The following is a 16,775-nucleotide window of genomic DNA, read 5'->3' on the forward strand; positions in this document are numbered from 1 at the left end:
GGTCAGAAGTCGCAGGCAAGCGGAAGTCCCACGGCCTTGACGCCCTCGCACACGGAGCTGTTGGACAGCTTCCAGACACCATCGATACGCTTCCAGACCACGCGCGCAACCAAATCCGGCCGTCCCGCTGACTTGCTGCGCAGCATAGCCGTGTGCACGTCGCCGTCCTGGGTTTCGGGACCGGTGATCTCATTCGACCCGATCGGGGCTCGGAACAGGCCGGAGTTGTAGAGGGTGTCCGCAACCACGACCGCCCTCATACCGCCCTCCATATTGGCGGCCTTGGCCTCGTCGGAGACGCCGGGTGTTTCGATCAGGAACGCGACCTGGTTGTGGAGATCGTCGAGGGTGGGGACGTCTCGGGTGATGAGGAAGTCGCCGGAAGCGGCGGAGGCGGCAGGGGCATTGGCAACCGAGGCACCGGTCGTGACCATGGTGACCGTTGCGATCGTCGACACGACACCAGCGACAATTTTGAGGGTCTTCATGACTTCATCCTCTGATCGACTGGGACAACACCTGATGCATGCTCAAATATGCAGGCGGCCAACAGCAAATTGGCGCATTCGAGAATACTCCTGTTCGTGTCGGATCCTCAGGGTTTGCGGCCTATAGCCCCTATCATGACCATCCGAGTGTCCGGCAAGTCGGGGCCGAGCCACTCCTGCACCGGCACTACACCAGGTTCGAACAACTCGAAGCCGGCGAGGAATGCCTCCGTCTGCGCTGTGGACCGAAAGGTGACCTGGGCCGAAGTATTGTTGGTGCCGGCGAGCACCTCGAGTATCTCTGGGTCGGAATCACTGGAGCCATGAGTGATCGCCAGGTAACTGCCCGGTGCCAACTGATCGCGGAAGGCGGCGATGATCTCGGCGGGGTGATCGTCGTCCATCAGGTAATGCAGCACACCGACGAGCGAGATAGCTACTGGCTCGTTGAAGTCGATCAGGGCGCGGTCTCTCAGCTGATCGAGGATGTCGCGGGGACGACGAACGTCGCCCAGCAGTGCTGCGACACCGGGTGGTCCGGCCAGCAGCGCTTCGCAATGAGCGTGCACGACCGGGTCGTAGTCGACATACACCACCCGCGCCGACGGCTCGATCCGCTGAGCCACCTCGTGCACGTTGGGCGAGATCGGCATACCCGAGCCGAGATCGAGGAACTGACGGATACCGGCAGCAGCGGCCATCTCGACCGCTTTGAGCATGAAACTCCGGGTGAACCAGACCAAGACCTTGAGCTCGGGTGCGCGAGAGAGCATTTGAGAGGCCATGTCTCGGTCGATCTCGTAATTGTCCCTTCCGCCCAACAGGTAGTCGTACACCCGGGCGGAGGTCAGCTCACCGGGGTCGAACGGGTTCGGCATCCGTGTGCTCTCCGACACAGGTCCTTCAATTCCTTCGACCACAGGTGTAACCGTAGCCGACCGCCACCTCAGGTGTCCGCTACTCCAGAGATCTGTCGTCGCCCGGATGTGGTGGAAGTATGCGTTGCCCGAACGAGGCGCTGCTCCGCCCGACCGAACCGGCCCCCGATCGAGCCGTCGGCGAACCATACTCCGACACAACACAATCCAACACTCCACGACAAATCGACCGGTACTTACTTCCGGCTGCCATCGCTGGTCGGGCTTGGATCTGTTTCAGCCAGGGCGACTGCGTGTGCTACCGCGGACCGCGCCCGGTCGACGGTCGCATAGCGGCCCAGACCGCATGGGGCCGCGACGTCCAACAGGCCGCCGTAGGCCGATTCCGCCGCAGCCAGCCCCTGTCGTGCTTGCGCGAGCGGCTGTGTCGAATGCGCCAGCCCGGCGATAACACGTGTAGTGGCAGGCAATTCGAGGCGCGCCAGGGGCGCGTAGTACCGCGGCCGAACCGGCGCCTGTTTGCCGTCGCCGATGGGGAGGTGGACGAAATCGAGATGCCTCCCCGCAGGCCAGTATCGCGCTATCGCGTTGGCCAGCGCGACGACCGGGGCCGTCGATCTCGGCGCCACGACCGGCTTGTCGTCGAGGCTCCCGTAGCACAAGTGCACACCGAAACGGGAATCATGAGGCGCCCGTGCGACGAGGCGTGCGATTGCTCGACCCGCCACGGTGGCCGGGCCCTGCCGCACGCCCGCAGGTGTCCCCGCGCAGAGGAGCGTCTCCGCTGCCAGTTCGAGTTGGAATACGACGTTGTCTCCCAACGCCTCATGGATACGGACGATCTCCCTGACAGTGGCGTCGACAATCGGGCGGTAATAGGGGAAGCCTCGGTCACCACGGCCGGCCGAGCCTCGACGCCACATGAGCATCCGCGCCTCGAAAGCGATGAAACCGATGACGAAGGGCGTCGGTATGCCTACCTGCAAGCGAAGTCCGGGATCGGTTCGGCGTATGTCGACCAACGCGTCCCCAGCACGCCGGGCCTCCTCCGCATAGCCGAGCGCGGCGTCGATATCGGCCTCGGCCAGCGATCGGCCGGCCCGAAGCCGAAAGGTGTCACGGGAAAACAGTGTCGACCAATCACCGTGGCGCACAGGCGCCAGCGCCGGGACCTTGCCGAGCCGGTCGATGATGGGTCTGACGTACCATTGGGCCCGATATGGATCCGCTTCACCACCCGGAACCATGCCGTCCAGGAATTCACCGGCTGTGTCGACGGCGAACGCCATCGCCTTCTCTGGACTGTCCAACTCTGCGGGCAAGCTGCCCACGAAGTGAATCCTGCGCTTGGGCTGCACAGCGTCAGTCTCGCATATCGGCCGTCCCCGACACGTGGGCTTTCCCCGCTGTTCCGGCGGCCACCGGAACGACGCAGCATCACGCCGGGCTATCGCCATGGATCGGGAACCTTCGGACCTGCGGAGAACCCACTCACACCGGAATCGACCTATGTCGTGTCCTCAAAGTGGTTGTGGCTGATGTGCTTTGATCGTCGGTTGCGGTGCGTGAACACGAGTTGACCGAGGAGCAGTGGCGGGTGGTCGAGCCGTTGCTGCCGGTATCGGGAGCGAAGGGCCGTCCACGAGTGGACGATCGCCGGGTGATCAACGCGATGCTGTACAAAGCCAAAACCGGGGTCGCGTGGCGAGACCTGCCCGAACGGTACGGACCGTGGAAGACGGTCTACAACCGGTTCTGGCGGTGGACCCGCAACGCACCCTGGCTGTGCATGTCCGATCAGTCGTGTTTCGCCTCGTAGCGCAGCAGGACCGTGCCGCCCGGGAAGGTGCGGTTCTCCAACAGTCGCAGCGAGATCCATGACGGCAGTGTCGGGAAGAACGGGGTGCCCCCGCCCACGGCGGTGGGCGCGACCACGATCCGGTACTCATCCACCAGTCCGGCCCGCACGATCGGTGCGGCCAGCGTCGCGCCGGCCACCTCCAGCCTGCCGTCGGTTTCGGCTTTCAGTCTCGTCACCACCTCGACCGGGTCGCCGCGTTCCAGGCGGGAGTTCCAGTCGACCGACTCCAGGGTGCGCGAGAACACGACCTTGGGCATGTCGCGCCAGATGTGCGCGAAGTCGACGATCAGAGGGGTGGCGTCCGGAGCCTTGTCAGCGGTCGGCCAGTACGCGGACATCAGTTCGTAGAGCCGCCGCCCGTAGAACGACAGGGCGGTCTCCCGCTCGAAGTCGTTCCAGTACTGATGGAGCTCTTCGCTCGGATCGGACCAGTCGATGTTGCCTTGCGCGTCGGCGATGTACCCGTCCACCGACACGTTGAAGCCATAGATGAGTTTGCCCATGCAGATCAGACTGCACCGGAGGACAAAACTCATCGCGACGCCACACAACAGATCTACCAGCGTCAACTCACACAAGTGTCGTTGCGGTATTGGGGGTCGGTGGGCATGACGAAGCCGGGGCCGGCGAGTCGAACTCGCCGGCCCCGGAGCCGCTCTGGGAGTGACTACTTCTTCCGATCACCCCGGCCGAACGGCCAGTCGGGCTGGGCGCCACGCTGCTGGGGTGCGGTCAGGCCCGGGTGCTGGTTCAGCGAACCCGGGTAGAGGTACTCATCGGCCGGGCGGGTCGTACCGTTGAGCCAGGCGTCGAAGAATCCGGTCAGATCCGTCTCGGTGCGGGACTGGATGAAGTCGCGGAATTCCGGAATCGAGGCATTGCCGTTGCGGTGGCCCTGCACGAAATCCTTGACGGCGGTGAAGAATACGTCGTCACCGATGGTGCGGCGCAGGGCGTGCAGGAACAGCGGACCACGGGTGTAGACGGTGGTGAACTCCTTGCCTACGCCCGGATCGTAGAGCGGTGTCGACCAGATGCCGCGCTGATCGGCGGTGCCCAGCGCGTTCAGATAGATCTGATCCGGATCGGCGTGCTGGACCCGCTCCGGGTACAGGATGTCGGCGGTGTAGCTGGCGAAGCATTCGTTCAGGCACACGTCCTTCCACTGCTTCACCGACATCGCATCGCCCCACCACTGATGGGCGTTCTCGTGCACCAGGGTGTTCAGATCGGTCCACGGCGCGTAGATCGGCCGGGTCTGGGTCTCGAGCGAGAACTGCAGATTGGTATCGACGTAGATGCCGCCGCCCGCATCGAGCGGATACGGCCCGTACAGCTGCTCCTCGAAATCGAGCACCTGCGGCAGATTCTTCTCGAGCGACTGCTTCTGCCCGGCCGCACCCGGGGCGAAGAAGCTCTCCAAAGTGGTTCCGTCCGAACGCTTCTGCTCGAGCCGGGTGAACTTATCGATGGCGACGGTGGTGAGATAGCCGATGATCGGGGTCTTCTCCTCCCACGTCACGGTGTGCTTACCCTCGGCCGCGGGCCTATCGGAGGTGCGCACGCCGTTCGAGGCGACGTCCCAGCCGTCGGGCACGGTCGCGTGCAGGCTGAAGGTCGCCTTGTTCAGCGGCGTGTCGTTGAGCGGGTACCACGTTGTCGCCGAATGCGGTTCGCCCGCGGCGAAGGCGCCGCCGCTCGGCGAGAGCGTCCAGCCGTTGCCGGCGGTATCGGACATGGTCCCGGCGTATTCCACGACGACCTGGAACGGCAGACCGTAGGTCAGCTGGATGGGGGGAGTGATCACCAGTTCGTGTTCGCCGGTCCGCGTGAACTGAGCCTTCTGACTGTTCACGGTCACCGATTTCACCGGCGGTCCCGCATAGTCGAGATCGAAGGAGGTCATGCTCTGGGTGGCGCTGGCCGAGATGGTGGCCTTACCGGACAGGTTGCGGCTGGCCGGGTCGTAATCGATGGCGACGTCGTAGTTCTTGACGTCGTAGCCGCCGTTGCCGTCCTTGGGGTAGTAGGGATCGCCCAGACCGTCCGAACCGGGTGTGGCGATCCGCGCACCCGGGTGGTGCGGCACGCCCGGCGGCGCACCCTCCGGCGCGGCCGACACCGGCGTGACGGACAGCAGCGAAAGCGCCACGGCGCAGGCCGATAGCGCGATGGGGTATCTCGAATAGTGAATTCGCATGGTGATCAACGCCTTTGGAACGCGATCCGGCCAGAGCGCACCCAGGGCCAACTGACGAACGCTCTATCGAATCTGTAATCAACTGCGGGACACGGATACTCGCGTGTGATCACGATCTCCGTCAGTCAATGAGACACCAGAACCGGTGCGGCGGCCCGAAAATCGACCGATCAGCCTGCGATCGGGGTAACGAGTAGGGGGACCCGCTACGACTTCCCGGTCACGGCCGTGCACCAGGCCAGCGCCAGCAGGGCGGTGAGCACGAGATAGCAGGGCACACTCACGATCACGGGCACGGTCCAGCCGCGGGCGTTCTGGGCGTTCCACAGGCAGTAGGAGGTGAAGCACACCAGCGTCAGCCCGATACCGCCGTAGGTCATCAGGGTCTGAAACTTCAACTGCCACGGCTGAACTCGGAAATCGGTGACCTTGCGCGCTCGCTCACGGCCGATCTCGTCGACCGTCACGCCCGCCGCGGCCAGTCGAGTGGCGGCGAACAACCGCAGCTCCAGAATCCGGATGGACTTGTTGCGGGTCACGATGGTCGCGATCAACAGCACATGGAACGCGGCCACCATCCACAGCGGGAACGGGATGAGCACGGCGAACAGATAGGACTGCCGCAGATCATGGAACTGACCCACCACCACGCCCAGATAGGTGACCGCCCCGGCGATCAACGCCAACGCCACATTCATATGCGTCTGCTGATCGGCCCGCTCCGCGTCGTACAGACTCGTCAGCGCGGCAACCTCCACCCGCTGCACTTCGGACTCCGGCGAGCTCATACCCAAGCTTATGCCTGGTCAGAGGCCGAATCCCGGTTCGCGCGCGCTTGTGACCGAACAGCCTCCGATCCGGCACATTTCGTGATCGCCACGACACCCGAGCGGGATTCGCCGATCAGCGGCGCAGCAGATCCGCGATGTACGCGGCAACGTAGGCCTGCCCGGCGGCGTTGGGGTGGCCGGCCACGTAGGGCGCCGCCGGGATGGGCGGTTCGACCCAGCGAACGCCCGGCGGCTGACAGGCGTCGTGGCCGAGTTCGGCCCCCACATCGGCGAACAGCGCACCGCGCTCGGCCATCTCCGCACTCGCCACGACGCGATAGCGATCCCACATCTCGTTGAAGAAGACCGCGTCGCCGTCGGCGACCGGCAGCTGCCAGCGGCAGGTGCCGGTCGGCGGCAGCGGCCGCAGATAGTCGACGGAGACGACGGTGGCATGCGGTGCGCGCCTGTGGATCTCGTCGAAGACGCGCCGCATATTCGCCGTCGCGTAGGCGGCCCGGGCGGCCAGCTGATCACCGCCGAGTCCGAGAGAATCCCGGCAGGGCGCGCCCGTCGGATCGGTCACTGCCAGTGCGCCGCAGCGGGCGAACAGGTCCCCGACACCGAAATCGTTGCCGCCCACGGTGATCGTCACCAGATCCGTATCCTCGGTCAGCGCGTCGAGCTGCGGCGGATTCACTCCCACGGGCGTCACCTGCGGCGCGAACATATCCGCGGTGACCGCCTGACCACAGGTGACATCGACGAACTGCCCGGCACCGAGCAGCCGGGCCAGATCACCGGGATAGTTGTCGGCGGCCCGGGCGCATCCCGGTACGCGGGGGTCGATGGTGGTCAGCGTCCCCACGGCCGCATACGAATCACCCAGCGCCACATACTTTCCCACGCTCGGCGGTGCCGCCGAGACGGTCGCCCAACTCCCGGCCGACAGCACCGAGATCATCGCGACCGCCGGGGCCCCGATCCATCTCGACCGACGCGCACCCGATATCGATGAGGCGGCCCCGCCATCCCCTCGCGGACGAAATCCGTTCGGGTGCGAGGACATTCGCTGCCTATCAGGCGGGCCGAACAGCCCACGACACATCACCGGCCGCTCCGAGGGCTCTCGGAGTGCCGCTCGGACAGCAACTCCTCCTCGCGAGTGATCATCGGGATCGGGGCCTGCCGGCCACCGACGCCCGCGGTGTCGCGGGCCGTGCGCGCCGCCGATCCGGTCAGATGGCGTTCCAGCAGATCCGCGCCGCGCTGGATGCCACCGGCCACGGCGAATCCCGTCGCCACCCGCGCCGCGCCCTCGCGGCAGCCCCTGGCCGCCTCGATCCCCGCCCGTAATCTACCGGGGGACAACTTCTTCGGCTGGACCGACGTGCCCGCCTCATTGGTGACCACGCGCCGGGCGACCTCGGCCTGATCGCGGCCGAACGGCACCACACAGACCGGCACACCGGCCGCCAGTGCCTTCTGCGTGATCCCCATGCCGCCGTGGGACACGACGACATCGGTGCGGTCCAGCACCAGATGATGCGGGAGGAACGATTCCACGCGCGCATTGGGCGGCACCGAGAACGAGGCCGGGTCGATGGCCCCGGCCGTCACGACCGTATAGAAGTCGGTATCGGCCAGCGCGTCCATCGCGACCTGCGCCAGATGGCCGTCGTCCTGGAACTCCGTGGAGCAGGTGACCAGGGCCAGCGGGCGATCGATCGAATCGAGCCATTCGGGAGCCCGTCCCGGCGGGGCCCACAGGCCGGGGCCGATCTGATGGATCGAGGTGGGCCAGTCGCGGTGCACATCATCGAACGGCGGCGCGGTGAAGTTCAGCAGCAGCGGTGGCTGCAAGAAGAAGTCCCTGGAATGGGCCAGGGGCTCGAGCCCGAACCCGGCCCGCGCCCGGTTCATCTCCGGCAGCACCTCGTCGAAGTAGTGATCGAGCACCCGCTGCACGACGCCGTCTCGAATGCGGCCCGCCACACCGGATTTCGGGCGCAGTCCCGGACCGAACGGCGGCACACCGCGCGACGGGATCGGCAGCAGCAACGGCGCCCACGACGCCCACGGCAGGCCGCTCGCCGCCGCCCGGAATTGCGCGCCCGGGGTCGTGATATCGATCAGCAGCGCATCCGGGGTCTCGGCCGCGATCGCCAGGCGCAGCGACTCGGCCTCGACGGGCATCCGATCGACCAGCGAGCGCGCGAGCGACCGCAGGGCCGCGATCCGCGATCCGGCCCCCCAATCGTTGAGGGTGTCCTCGGCCAGCTCCGGCGGCAGCGCCCGCACGCCGATGCCCAGGGGGGCCAGTGAGCGACCCGAATCCGGCAGCGTGACCACGGTGACCCGATGGCCGCGTTCGACCAGTTCGGCGAGTACAGGGGTAATCGGATAGAGGTGGCCCTTGGCGGGAGAAGTGAACGCGAGAATCTTAGCCATGACTTAGGCTAACTTCTGGCTATCGCTGATGAAAGGATTGTTGGTGATACGTTATCCGCCATGAAAGCGGAGCGAATGACCTGGGCTCTTCGGGCAATCTGCGTCTCTGCGGCCACACTGATGGCTACGATCGCGCCGCAGGCCATCGCATCGGGGGACGAATCAGACCTGAAGTACGAAACTATAAGAACTCCCGTATTCGCTTCTGGCAAATGGCTGGTTGACCAGTCGGGCCGAGTGTTTGTCCCACATGGCGAGAATGTCGCCGCGAAGCATGTCCCCTATCTTCCGTCCCGGCTCGGCTTCGGCGACGAGGATGCCGACCTGCTGACCCGCGAGGGTTTCGACGCGGTCCGGCTGGCGGTGTTCTGGGCGGCGGTCGAGCCGCGGCCCGGTGTCTACGACGACGACTATCTGGCCGATATCCGCCAGACCGTGGCCATGCTCGAGCGCCACGGCATCGCCACGCTCGTCGAGGCCCATCAGGACATCTGGTCGACCCGGTACGGGGGCGACGGCGCGCCCGACTGGGCCACGATCGACGACGGCATCCCCGACGGTCCGCACGATCTGATCGGGGCCAATCTGGCCAATCCCGCCTACTGGCGCGCCACCGACAACTTCTACGCCAATCGGCCCGCCGCCGACGGGATCGGCATCCGCGACCGCTTCCTCGCCATGTGGCGACATGTCGCCGAAACCCTGTCGGGCACACCCGGTTTGATCGGCTACGGGCCGCTCAACCAGCCGCCCACCGGAGCCGCGTTCCTGCCATGCCTCGCCGATTTCTGCCCGCCGCCGCTGGCGGATCAGCTGCGCGCGCTGAGTCGCGATGTGACACAGGCGATTCGGCAGGGCGACGGTGCGACTCCGGTGTGGCTGGCACCGCTGATCACCTCCAACTACGGCTCCCGCTCGGATCTGGGGCAGGTGCCCGATGCGAATGTGGTGTACGGCTACAACTCCTACTGTGTGGTCGCCGCGCTGCAGGGCGGCGGCGGCGCGGGCTGTGAACCGCAGTGGCAGGCCGGCGCCGTCGAGGCCGCCCGCTACTCCGGCGAGCAGCGAATCCCCGCCATGGCAACGGAATTCGGCGCCACCGGCGCGGCCGACGCCCTGCGCGCCAATGCCGCGATCTTCGATGATCACCAGGACGGCTGGTTCCACTGGACCTACTTCGGCGGCGATCCGGCCACGGTGGCGCGCGATCCCGACGCCCAGGCGATCGTGATCGATCCGCGTCGCCCGCGCACCGACGGCAATATCAACGAGGCCAATCTCGACGCCTTGGCCCGGCCCTATCCGCAGCTGACCGCCGGAATCCCCGGGCCGTGGCGATTCGATCCCGGCACACGGCAATTCGACTACAGCTACACCCCCGCGCGGGCCACCGGCGACGGGGCGTTCCCGATCGGCAGTCGGACAGTGGTGGCGCTGCCTCAACGCCAGTATCGCGATGGATACCATCTGCGCCTGCGCGGCGGGCGGGCGGTATCCGAACCCGGTGCGCCCCAACTGCGCATCGCCTCCTGCACCGAGAACGGCGATATCGCACTCACCGTGCTGCCGGGCCCGGGCGCCGACGACCAAGGTTGCTGAACGAAAGGACTGCCCGATGAAGATCACCCGCGTATGTCTCGGTGTCGCAACGGCTTCGGTCCTGGCGGCCACCGCCGTGGCCGTGCCGGCCGCGTCTGCCGCCGAACCCGGCGTGCGGTACGTCGCCTTCGGCGACAGCATGACCGTGGCGCCCTTCGGCGGAGGCGGCGGCGTGCTCGGCCTGCCCACCTTCCAGCAGCAGCCCAAGACCGTTCCGCCGCCGAATCCGATGGACTGCGCCCGCAGCAACTTCGGCTGGCCGTCGATCATGGCCGCGGACTGGGGATTGGGCCAACCGCAGACCGGCGACTGGGCCGACTACGCCTGCCAGTCCGCCACCACCGACAGTGAACCGGTCAACAATCTGCGTACTCAGATCGATCAGTCCATCACCGACGGAATGCTCGGCGCCGCAACACGATTGGTCACCATTCAGATCTCCGCGAACGATATCTGGTTCCCCGGCCAGGTCTCCAACTACGCCTACACGCTCGCGATGTGCCTGACCGATATCATTCGTGGCTGCGACTATCGCACCGATCCGAACCTCTATACCGACGCCGACGCGATGACCGGCGCCGATCTGGCCTTTCGCATGACCCGCGGCATTCGCGGCGACATGATCGGCTCCATCCGATCCGCCGCGCCGAACGCCGAGATCCGCCTCGTCGGCTATGAAGATCCACTCCCGCCGCCCGGCGTCCCCTTCGTCTGCTTCTCGGTATTCGGCCTGCACATTCCGTGGCCGCAGTACCGCACGGCCTATGCCCATCTGATGACCGACAACATCGAGTACGCGATCCACGGTGCCGCCGACCGGATCGGCGTGGGCTTCTGGTCACTGCGCCCGGTCGGCATCGGCCATGACCTGTGCTCCCCCGCGACGCACTGGACCGGCCTGATGGACCCCGGCGAACCCTTCTTCCCCTTCCACCCGACCCTCGAGGGACATAACGCCCAGGGCCATTTCCTCACCGGCGTGCGGCTGGCCGACGGCATCAACTGACCATCGCCCGTTTACGAACGCGGTGACGGGCTATAGCCGGATTGCGGGCTCCAGCCGAGCGGGCCGGCACACCACATCGGAAAGGGGACGCCATGAGCGCCACCGACAAGGCGAAGAACAAGCTCGACGACCTGACCGGCCAGGCCAAGGAGAAGGTCGGCGAGGCCACCGGGGATCAGGACAAGAAGAACGAGGGCAAGGCCGACCAGGTCAAGGCGAACCTCAAGGACGCGGGCGAGAAGGTCAAGGATGTCGGCGAGAAGGTCAAGGATGCCTTCCGCCACTGACCCTGCTGACGCCTAACGATCCCGGCGTCGACTCCTTCTAATGGTCCCGGCCCGCGGTGGGCCGGGACCTCCCGTTGTCATGACGCTCGGCCGCGGTAGCCAGATACGCGCTCAACTCCCGCTGCAACGTATGGTCCAGCGCCTGGTTCAGCGTGTTGTGCACCGCCGCCACGCCGAGCTCACGCAGATGATTGAGCATCTTGGTGGTCTCGGCGATCTCCTCGTCGCTGTCGGGCAACCACCCGGGCCCGTGCTCGTCGACGATATGGTCCTTGGCCGCGGCCACCATGGTGTCGGCGATATCGTTCACCCGCCCGGTCACCGCGCCGTACACCTCGATCAGCCCGGGCAGCCCGAATCCGTAGCCGTGCAGCGCCCCGAAGGTCTCCAGCAGTTCGGGCTGGGTGAATTCGATGATCTCCCCGTGCACTCGGACCAGCCCCAGCTCCGCGAGCCGGGCGATATCGTCCTGACCGACCGGGCCGTCGGGACCGTCGCCGAGAAAGGTGTCGACCAGCTCGCGCGGCACCGACATCGGCTCCTCGGGCGAACCCCAGGTCGCGGTGACGGCCTGCTGCAGCCCGAGGATCTCGCTGAGATCCTTCCCCGTCTCCCAGCTGGTGATGAAGTCGGCGATATGGGCGGTCGTGAAGCCGCGCTGCAGCAGCGCGTCGATGATCCGCAACCGGGCCAGATGGGAGTCGTCGTAGATCAGGGCCCGGCCGCTGCGCCGCGCGGGCGCAGGCAGCAATCCGCGCTCCTGATAGTTGCGCACATTGCGGGTCGTCGTGCCGGCGGCGCGAGCGAGATCGTCGATGCGGTATTCCGCCATCCGCGTCTCGCTCCTCCTGCTCGACCGACCGTTCACCGAACCGCCCTCGACATTAGCCCAGCCTGGCCCCGACCCGCCGATCGACGTCCACACCCGCGCGCGGCGTGGCGAGGTAATCGCTCGGATCGACCGCCGCCAGCTGCCGGGTGAACTGGGTGCCGAAGCCCGGATACATGGTGGCGTTGAAGCCGTCCTCGGTGAGATACCAACTGCGGCAACCGGAATTCCAGGTGGTCGACGCGAGCCGCCGCTGCAGCACGGCGTTGTAGCGGTCCTGACGGTCCCGGCTCACCTCGAGCATCCGCAGATCGCGGTCCAGCAGCAGTCCGATGGCGTCGGTGAGGTAGTCGATCTGCGCCTCCATGTACACCAGCGCCGAATTGTGTCCCGGCCCGGAGTTGGGTCCGAAGGTGAAGAACAGATTCGGATAGCCCGAGACCGCCACACTCTTGTAGGCATAGGCCCCGCGCTGCCACTCCTGCGCCAACACCCGCCCGTCGCGACCGGTGATCGGGAACGGCGTGCCCTGTTTGGACACATCGAATCCGGTGGCGAACACGAGGCAGTCGGCCCGATGCTCGATGCCCTCGGCGGTGCGGATGCCGCGCGGGACGATCCGCGCGATCGGCCAGGTGACGAGTGTGCAGTTGTCGCGCTGCAGCGCCGGGTAGTAGTCGTTGCTCAACAGCAACCGCTTACAGCCCGCGCGGAAGTCGGGGGTGAGCTGGCGGCGCAGCCACGGATCGCGCACCTGCGCACGCAGATGCAGCAGCGCCACCGATTCCACGACCCGGGTCAGGGGCGAATTCCACACCACGCCCAGCGCCACCGATTCATGTCCCCAGAACCAGGCCTCACGGACCAGGTCCTGGGTCAGCGGCACGGTGCGATACATCCGTCGGGTCAGCGGGTGGGTGTCCCGGTTCACCCGCGGCAGCACCCAGCCGGGCGTGCGCTGGAAGACCTTGACCGACCGCGCCTTTCGCGCCAGTTCGGGGATGATCTGCACGGCGCTCGCGCCGGTGCCGATCACCGCCACCGTTTTGCCGGTGAAGTCGTAGTCGTGATCCCATCGGGCGCTGTGGATTCGGTGGCCCCCGAAGTCGTCGAGACCCGAGATCGCCGGGAAGCCCGGATTGGCCAATGGCCCCGAGGCCATGACGACGCTGCGCGCCTTGACATTCGGCTTCTCGGTGAACGAGATGTCCCACAGCCCAGTGGTTTCGTCGAATACGAGGCCGGTGACGGTGTGGCCGAACCGGATCGAGGGCCGCAGCCCGAATTCCCCGACCATCGTGTCGATATAGCGCAGGATCTCCGCGCTGCCCGAATAGGTTTGCGACCATTCCGGATTCGGCGCGAAGCGGTAGGAGTACAGCCGCGAGGGGATATCGCAGGCCGCCCCGGGATAGGTGTTGTCGCGCCAGGTGCCGCCGACCCGATCGCCCCGCTCGAAGATCGCGAAGTCGCCGATGCCCTTCTGCCGCAACCGGATCGCGGTCCCGATTCCGGCGAATCCGGCGCCGATGATCGCGACGTCCAGCGGCCCGCTCATGCGACGGGCTCGTAGGTCAGTTCCTTGGACCAGGTGGGCTGGGCCGGCAGGAAACGATCGGGTATGCGGGCGGTCAGCTTCACCAGCGCGTCCGCGAACAGGTGATAGGGATGATGGCGGTCGATCACCCAGTTGCCGTGCATCTTCACGATCCGGTACATGGGCACGCGATTGGCCAGCGGCATGCGCTCCCCGACCGCGCGGTACTTGCGCAGCGCCGCGTACAGCTTCTCCTCGTCCACGCCCATCTCGACGATGTTGTCGCGCATCTTGTTCAGCAGCGGAATATAACTCAGCACCCCGATCAGCAGGCTGGGCTTGATCCAGCCGCCCACCAGATCGATGAACAGCTTGCGCGCGTGCGCGTGGCCGAGCAGCTCCATCACCGCGTAATCGGTGGCCAGATGCCGGGATTCGTCGGAATTGATCTTCTTGAACACCTCCTGCGCGACCGGATCGGAGATCTCATCGGTGATGAACTTGATCAGCGCGCCGTCCAGCGCCACCTCGAGCATCGGGATCACCGTGCCCAGGAACGACAGCGACATACCGTCGGCGTACTTGTCCAGGAAGTCGATCACCAGCTTGACGTTGATATTCGGTTCCGGGATCTCGTCGCCGTCGAGCATGTCCCACCGCCGCATCAACGCCAGTTCGGCATTGGCGTGGCGCTGCTCCTCGGCGTGGAAGTAGCGATAGATCTCGCGCAGGGTCTGGGTCGGCGCCTTCTTGGCCATCGCCGCGAACCCACGGGCGCCGACGTTCTCGATCCACATCAGATCGGCCAGGAACGGCTTCAGCTTGGTATGCAGCTCCGGCGAGATCAGCTCGACGCCCGGTGCCTCCCAATCGATATCGGCCAGGGCCCACTGGCGGGACTTGATCTTGACCAGCATGGCATCGAAGTCGAAGGCCATGTCACACTCCTGTCTTCGCTGCGTCGGCCACCGGGGAGGACGACTCCTCCTGCGGCAGAACGCGATTGAGCACGCCGAGGGCGTGGGTGTACAGACTCGGGAACTGCCGCTTGAGCAGCCACACGGCCCGGGCGTCCAGCTGCGGCAGCACATAGAGGCGGCCGTGATCGCTCGCGTCGAGCGCGGTGCGCGCCACGCGCTCGGGTGAGAAGCCGATCCGGCGCATGAGTTCGGCGGCCAGTCGTGACGATCCGGCGGCGATCCGGCCGTCGCGCACCACATTGGTTTTCACGAAGGTCGGGCACAGCACGGTGACCGCGACCCCGCTACCGGACAACTCCGCGGCGAGGGTCTCCGACAACGAGATCACCCCGGCCTTGGACACGTTGTAGGCGGCCATACCGGGCGCGGCCGCGAAACCCGCCGCGGAGGCGACGTTGATGATGCCGCCGCGACCGGCCGCGCGCAGCCGCGGCGCGAAGATCTCGCAGCCGTGCACCACACCCCACAGGTTGATGCCCAGCGCCCACTGCCAATCGTCCAATCCGATCTCGCCCACCGGTTTTCCGCCGATGCCGACACCGGCGTTGTTGATCACCAGAGTGGGCGCCGCGCCGAAGATCAGCTCGGCATGCAGGGCCAGGCTCTCCATATCGTCGCGCCTGGCGACATCGCAGAGGTAGGAGTGGGCGGGGCGGCCGTAGCTGGTGTCGATCATCCGTGCGGTCTGCGCGGCGCGTTCGATATCCACGTCCGCGCACAGCACTTCCCCACCGCGCGCGGCCAATTCGAGGGCGAAGGCACGGCCGATGCCGCTACCGGCCCCGGTCACGACGGCCTTGGCGGCGCGGGTGCGCCGCGCCCGCACCGGGATTCCGGGAATGCCGAGGTCGAAATCGAGCAGGCCCATCTCAACTCACCTTTGTTCGAACTGTCGTATCTGCCCGCGCCAGAGCGTCTTTCACGAACCCGGCCGCGCGGCGCAGGGCGGGGACGGCCTCGGGGACCAGCAGCGGCAGCGCCTGGAACACATGGATGCGCCCGGGCCACAGCTCGAGTTCGCAGCGTCCGCCCGCGGCGAGGATCATCGCGTGCCAGGCGCGGGCGTCCGCCGACAGCATCTCCCCCGCGCTGGCCTGTACCAGCATCGGCGGCAGCGCGGCGCCGGGCGGCGCCACCAATCGCAGCCGCGGCGAATCCGGCGGCTGCCCAACGGTATACAGCTCGAGCAGGCGACGACCCACCCGCGCCGGGGCCATCGGGTCGCGGCTGAGCCGGTCCTGCCGCTCGGCGAGCCCGAGCGTCACATCCAGCAGCGGCGAGAACACGAATACCCCGGCGGGCTGGGAGGTTCCGCCACGCAGATTCTCGAGCAGCAGATCCAGCGCGAGATGTCCGCCCGCGGAATCACCACCGATCACCAGATCCCGCGCGCGATAGCCGTGCGCGAGCAGCCAGCGATAGCCCGCCTCGACATCGCGCGCGGCGGCCGGGAAGCGATGTTCGGGCGCGAGCCGGTAGTCGACGAGGAAGACCGGCAGCCCGGTCAGCCTCGACAGCCGCGAGGCCAGCCCGCGATGGGTGCGCGCCGAGCACACCACATACCCGCTGCCATGGATGTAATAGATCGCCCGGGAACCGTGTTCGACGCCCGCCGCGCGCACCCATTCGCCGCGCACGCCGCCCGAGCGCACCGGCGTGACCCGGGTGCCCGGCAGCACGGGACCGAAGGTCGCCATGACGCCCGCGATGATCGCGCGGCCGATGCCGATCCCGAGCCGATTGGGCGGCAATACCGCGTGGACCTGCCGCAATCCCAGCACCGAGGCCGAGGCCGCGAGCCGGGTGCGCAGGGCGGCCACCTCGGGAACCGAGGCCGGGCCGGTGGTCATCGTCGACCATGTACTCGACATGTCATAAGAATCACCGGC

16 protein-coding genes and 1 pseudogene are annotated in these 16,775 nt (G+C 66.7%); 4 read left to right on the plus strand and 13 right to left on the minus strand.

Annotated features, from left to right (window positions below):
* Nucleotides 1–2: 2 nt before the first annotated feature.
* The 3 genes from ACIA76_RS05580 to ACIA76_RS05590 all read right to left on the minus strand — a co-directional run bounded on the left by ACIA76_RS05580 (nt 3) and on the right by ACIA76_RS05590 (nt 2,697).
* Nucleotides 3–488, minus strand: coding sequence for a hypothetical protein (locus tag ACIA76_RS05580; RefSeq protein WP_397148814.1), 486 nt, complete (start codon nt 486–488; stop codon nt 3–5).
* Nucleotides 489–595: 107 nt separating this feature from the next.
* Nucleotides 596–1,366: an SAM-dependent methyltransferase gene (locus ACIA76_RS05585; RefSeq protein ID WP_397148816.1), complete on the minus strand. Its 771-nt coding sequence runs from the start codon at nt 1,364–1,366 to the stop codon at nt 596–598.
* Between the two features lie 236 nt (nt 1,367–1,602).
* Entirely contained in the window at nt 1,603–2,697 is a 1,095-nt protein-coding gene (locus ACIA76_RS05590) for a hypothetical protein (RefSeq protein WP_397148818.1), read from the minus strand.
* Nucleotides 2,698–2,927: 230 nt separating this feature from the next.
* Between ACIA76_RS05590 and ACIA76_RS05595 the strand changes: the two are divergent.
* Nucleotides 2,928–3,149 (plus strand): annotated as a pseudogene (locus ACIA76_RS05595) (transposase); the annotation flags it as partial.
* A 14-nt stretch (nt 3,150–3,163) separates the two neighbouring features.
* On the opposite strand, the gene ACIA76_RS05600 reads toward ACIA76_RS05595, so the two are convergent.
* The 5 genes from ACIA76_RS05600 to ACIA76_RS05620 form a co-directional block, all read right to left on the minus strand.
* Nucleotides 3,164–3,730, minus strand: a complete 567-nt coding sequence (locus ACIA76_RS05600) for a dihydrofolate reductase family protein (protein ID WP_397148820.1) — start codon at nt 3,728–3,730, stop codon at nt 3,164–3,166.
* Nucleotides 3,731–3,894: 164 nt separating this feature from the next.
* Nucleotides 3,895–5,427, minus strand: coding sequence for a M1 family metallopeptidase (locus ACIA76_RS05605; RefSeq protein WP_397148822.1), 1,533 nt, complete (start codon nt 5,425–5,427; stop codon nt 3,895–3,897).
* Between the two features lie 206 nt (nt 5,428–5,633).
* Nucleotides 5,634–6,215 (minus strand): hypothetical protein, encoded by a 582-nt coding sequence (locus ACIA76_RS05610; protein ID WP_397148824.1) that lies wholly within the window; start codon nt 6,213–6,215, stop codon nt 5,634–5,636.
* Between the two features lie 115 nt (nt 6,216–6,330).
* Complete coding sequence (locus tag ACIA76_RS05615; RefSeq protein ID WP_397148826.1) at nt 6,331–7,161, minus strand: SGNH/GDSL hydrolase family protein; 831 nt, start codon at nt 7,159–7,161, stop codon at nt 6,331–6,333.
* Between the two features lie 143 nt (nt 7,162–7,304).
* Nucleotides 7,305–8,648: a glycosyltransferase gene (locus ACIA76_RS05620; RefSeq protein ID WP_397148828.1), complete on the minus strand. Its 1,344-nt coding sequence runs from the start codon at nt 8,646–8,648 to the stop codon at nt 7,305–7,307.
* A gap of 237 nt (nt 8,649–8,885) precedes the next feature.
* On the opposite strand from ACIA76_RS05620, the gene ACIA76_RS05625 reads away from it, so the two are divergent.
* The 3 genes from ACIA76_RS05625 (at nt 8,886) to ACIA76_RS05635 (ending at nt 11,540) form a co-directional block, all read left to right on the plus strand.
* On the plus strand, nt 8,886–10,247 hold the full coding sequence (locus ACIA76_RS05625) for a cellulase family glycosylhydrolase (RefSeq protein ID WP_397148830.1): 1,362 nt from the start codon (nt 8,886–8,888) through the stop codon (nt 10,245–10,247).
* Nucleotides 10,248–10,263: 16 nt separating this feature from the next.
* On the plus strand, nt 10,264–11,253 hold the full coding sequence (locus tag ACIA76_RS05630) for an SGNH/GDSL hydrolase family protein (RefSeq protein ID WP_397148832.1): 990 nt from the start codon (nt 10,264–10,266) through the stop codon (nt 11,251–11,253).
* 92 nt (nt 11,254–11,345) lie between these two features.
* Nucleotides 11,346–11,540, plus strand: a complete 195-nt coding sequence (locus tag ACIA76_RS05635) for a CsbD family protein (protein ID WP_397148834.1) — start codon at nt 11,346–11,348, stop codon at nt 11,538–11,540.
* A 37-nt stretch (nt 11,541–11,577) separates the two neighbouring features.
* On the opposite strand, the gene ACIA76_RS05640 is transcribed toward ACIA76_RS05635, so the two are convergent.
* Genes ACIA76_RS05640 through ACIA76_RS05660 form a run of 5 tightly spaced genes read right to left on the minus strand, consistent with a single transcriptional unit; the run spans nt 11,578 to nt 16,757 of the window.
* Nucleotides 11,578–12,372, minus strand: coding sequence for a MerR family transcriptional regulator (locus ACIA76_RS05640; protein ID WP_397148836.1), 795 nt, complete (start codon nt 12,370–12,372; stop codon nt 11,578–11,580).
* 52 nt (nt 12,373–12,424) lie between these two features.
* The gene (locus ACIA76_RS05645; RefSeq protein WP_397148838.1) at nt 12,425–13,927 is read right to left on the minus strand and encodes a flavin-containing monooxygenase; all 1,503 of its coding nucleotides are present in this window, start codon (nt 13,925–13,927) and stop codon (nt 12,425–12,427) included.
* Nucleotides 13,924–14,844: a ferritin-like domain-containing protein gene (locus ACIA76_RS05650; RefSeq protein WP_397148840.1), complete on the minus strand. Its 921-nt coding sequence runs from the start codon at nt 14,842–14,844 to the stop codon at nt 13,924–13,926. The genes ACIA76_RS05645 and ACIA76_RS05650 overlap by 4 nt, the downstream gene beginning before the upstream one ends.
* Before the next feature lies 1 nt (nt 14,845).
* Nucleotides 14,846–15,754, minus strand: a complete 909-nt coding sequence (locus tag ACIA76_RS05655) for an SDR family NAD(P)-dependent oxidoreductase (RefSeq protein ID WP_397148842.1) — start codon at nt 15,752–15,754, stop codon at nt 14,846–14,848.
* Between the two features lies 1 nt (nt 15,755).
* Nucleotides 15,756–16,757: an alpha/beta hydrolase gene (locus tag ACIA76_RS05660; protein WP_397148845.1), complete on the minus strand. Its 1,002-nt coding sequence runs from the start codon at nt 16,755–16,757 to the stop codon at nt 15,756–15,758.
* Nucleotides 16,758–16,775 lie beyond the last annotated feature (18 nt).

The sequence above is a fragment of the Nocardia sp. NPDC051570 genome, assembly GCF_044454005.1.
Classification (GTDB): domain Bacteria; phylum Actinomycetota; class Actinomycetes; order Mycobacteriales; family Mycobacteriaceae; genus Nocardia.